3 protein-coding genes are annotated in these 2,639 nt (G+C 74.4%); all 3 read right to left on the reverse strand.

Annotation, left to right across the window (positions count from 1 at the left end; translation table 11 throughout):
* Positions 1-307: 307 nt before the first annotated feature.
* Positions 308-940: an MBL fold metallo-hydrolase gene (locus AB0J52_RS35460; protein ID WP_500187295.1), complete on the reverse strand. Its 633-nt coding sequence runs from the start codon at positions 938-940 to the stop codon at positions 308-310.
* On the reverse strand, positions 937-2,022 hold the full coding sequence (locus AB0J52_RS35465; protein ID WP_500187293.1) for an S-(hydroxymethyl)mycothiol dehydrogenase: 1,086 nt from the start codon (positions 2,020-2,022) through the stop codon (positions 937-939). Before AB0J52_RS35465 ends, AB0J52_RS35460 begins: the two co-directional genes overlap by 4 nt.
* Before the next feature lie 69 nt (positions 2,023-2,091).
* The coding region (locus AB0J52_RS35470) for a response regulator (protein ID WP_500187294.1) at positions 2,092-2,639 on the reverse strand (548 nt) is incomplete at its 5' end.

Raw genomic sequence — 2,639 nt, forward strand, 5'->3', positions numbered from 1 at the left:
CCGCACGCCGCGACGAGCGGCCCGAGCCCGAGCACCCCGAGCCACAGCAGCCCGCGCCCGAGCGGTCCGCGCCCGAATGGGCCGCGCCCGAACAGTCCGCGGCCCAGCGGCCCGCGCGGCAGCCCGGGCGTCGTGGGCACGCCGTGCCGCATCCGCATCGCACCTCCCCGGAGTCCCCGGTCATGAGCGGAGGCGCGTGGGGGCCCGTCCGCACGATGGACACTAACCCGCACCCTGGCGGGCCCGCCCGGGAACCGTCAAGACGGCGGCACCGTCCAGCGCGCCGCCGTCCGGACGAAACCGCAGGTCAGTGGCCGCGTGCGATCCACTCGTCCAGGTGCGGGGCCTCGGCGCCGACGGTGGTGCCGTCGCCGTGCCCGGTGCGGACGGCGGTCTCCGGCGGCAGCGTCAGCAGCCGCTCCCGGATCGAGTCGATGATCGTCGGGAAGTCGGAGAAGGACCGGCCGGTCGCCCCCGGACCGCCCTGGAACAGGGTGTCGCCGGAGAAGACCGTGCCGAGCGCCGGCGCGTGCAGGCAGACCGCGCCGGGGGAGTGGCCGGGCGTGTGCAGGACGGTCAGCTCCGTCCCGGCGACCGTGAGGACCTGGCCGTCCGCCAGCTCCCCGTCCGGGGACGCCTCCGGGTGCCGCTGCTTCCACAGCATCAGGTCGGCCGGGTGCAGCAGGACGGGCGCGCCGGTGCGGGCGGCCAGCGCGGGCGCGGCGTCGATGTGGTCGTCGTGCCCGTGCGTGGACACGATCGCGACGAGCCGCCGGCCGCCGACCGCCTCGGCGATCGCGTCCGCGTCGTGCGCGGCGTCGATGACCAGGCACTCGGCGTCGTCCCCGACGATCCAGACGTTGTTGTCGACGTCCCAGGTGCCGCCGTCCAGGGAGAACGTGCCCGAGGTGACGAGGTGGTCGATCCGCGCGGCCATCAGAGCGTCACCACCGAGCGCAGCACGTCGCCGTGGTGCATCTTCTCGAACGCGGCCTCGACGCCGTCCAGCGGGATGGTCTCGGAGACGAACGCCTCCAGCTCCAGCCGGCCCTGGAGGTACAGGTCGACCAGCATCGGGAAGTCGCGGGACGGCAGGCAGTCGCCGTACCAGGAGGACTTGAGCGCGCCGCCGCGCCCGAACACGTCCAGCAGCGGCAGTTCGAGAGTCATCTCCGGGGTCGGGACGCCCACCAGGACGACCGTCCCGGCGAGGTCGCGGGCGTAGAACGCCTGCTTGTAGGTCTCCGGCAGGCCGACCGCGTCGATCACGACGTCCGCGCCGAACCCGCCGGTCAGCTCCTGCACGGCGGCGACGACGTCGCGGTCCCCGGCGTTCACCGCGTGCGTGGCGCCGAGCTCCTTGGCGGTGGCGAGCTTGCGGTCGTCCAGGTCGACGGCGATGATCCGCGCCGCGCCCGCCAGCCGGGCGCCGAGGACGGCCGCCGCGCCGACGCCGCCGCAGCCGATGACCGCGACGCTGTCGCCGCGGCCGACGTTCCCGGTGTTGATCGCCGCGCCGAGGCCGGCCATCACGCCGCAGCCGAGCAGGCCCGCGACCTCGGGCCTGGCGGCCGGGTCGACCCGGGTGCACTGCCCGGCGGCGACGAGGGTCTTGTCGGCGAACGCGCCGATGCCGAGCGCCGGGGACAGCTCCGTGCCGTCGGTGAGGGTCATCTTCTGCTTGGCGTTGTGGGTGTTGAAGCAGTACCAGGGACGCCCGCGCCGGCACGCCCGGCACTGCCCGCACACCGCGCGCCAGTTCAGGATGACGAAGTCGCCGGGCGCGACCTCGGTGACGCCCTCGCCGACCGACTCGACGACACCGGCGGCCTCGTGGCCGAGCAGGAACGGGAAGTCGTCGTTGATGCCGCCCTCCCGGTAGTGCAGGTCGGTGTGGCAGACCCCGCACGCCTGCACCTTCACCACGGCTTCGCCGGGGCCCGGGTCCGGGATCACGATGGTCTCGATGCGCACCGGCTGCCCCTTGCCCGGTGCGATGACCCCGCGTACCTGCTGCGCCATCCTCGCCGCCTCCTGTCGGGTGTGTGACCTGTCGTCAGACCCTATAAAAACGGGCGGCCACCTGGGCACTCAGGGCGCGGTCGGGGACACCAGGCCCGCGTCGTAGGCGATGATGACCAGCTGCACCCGGTCGCGCGAGTCCAGCTTGGTGAGCAGCCGGGCGACGTGCGCCTTGGCGGTCGCCACGCTGATCGACAGCCGCTCGGCGATCTCCGCGTTCGACAGCCCGCGGCCGACGAGCGTCAGCACCTCCAGCTCCCGCTCGGTGACCCCGGGCAGCCCGGCCGGACGCCCGGCGGGCGGTTCGGGCCGGGCGGCGAAGTCGGCGATCAGCCGCCGGGTCACGCCGGGCGCGAGCAGCGCCTCGCCCGCCGCGACGACCCGCACCGCCGCGAGGATGTCCTCCAGCGCCATGTCCTTCACGAGGAAGCCGCTCGCGCCCGCGCGCAGCGCGCCGTAGACGTACTCGTCGTCGTCGAAGGTGGTCAGCACCAGCACGCGCGCGGTCGCGGCTGCCGTGATGCGGCGGGTCGCCTCGATGCCGTCCATGTCCGGCATCCGGATGTCCATGACCACCACGTCCGGGCGGTGCTCGTCCGCGAGCCGCACGGCCCGAG

This window comes from Spirillospora sp. NPDC049652, assembly GCF_040675125.1.
In the GTDB taxonomy this organism is placed as follows: Bacteria; Actinomycetota; Actinomycetes; order Streptosporangiales; family Streptosporangiaceae; genus Spirillospora.

Excerpts from the sequence above, each read along its gene's own strand:
- AB0J52_RS35465 (WP_500187293.1), bottom strand. The coding sequence starts at position 2,022 with ATGGCGCAGCAGGTACGCGGGGTCATCGCACCGGGCAAGGGGCAGCCG.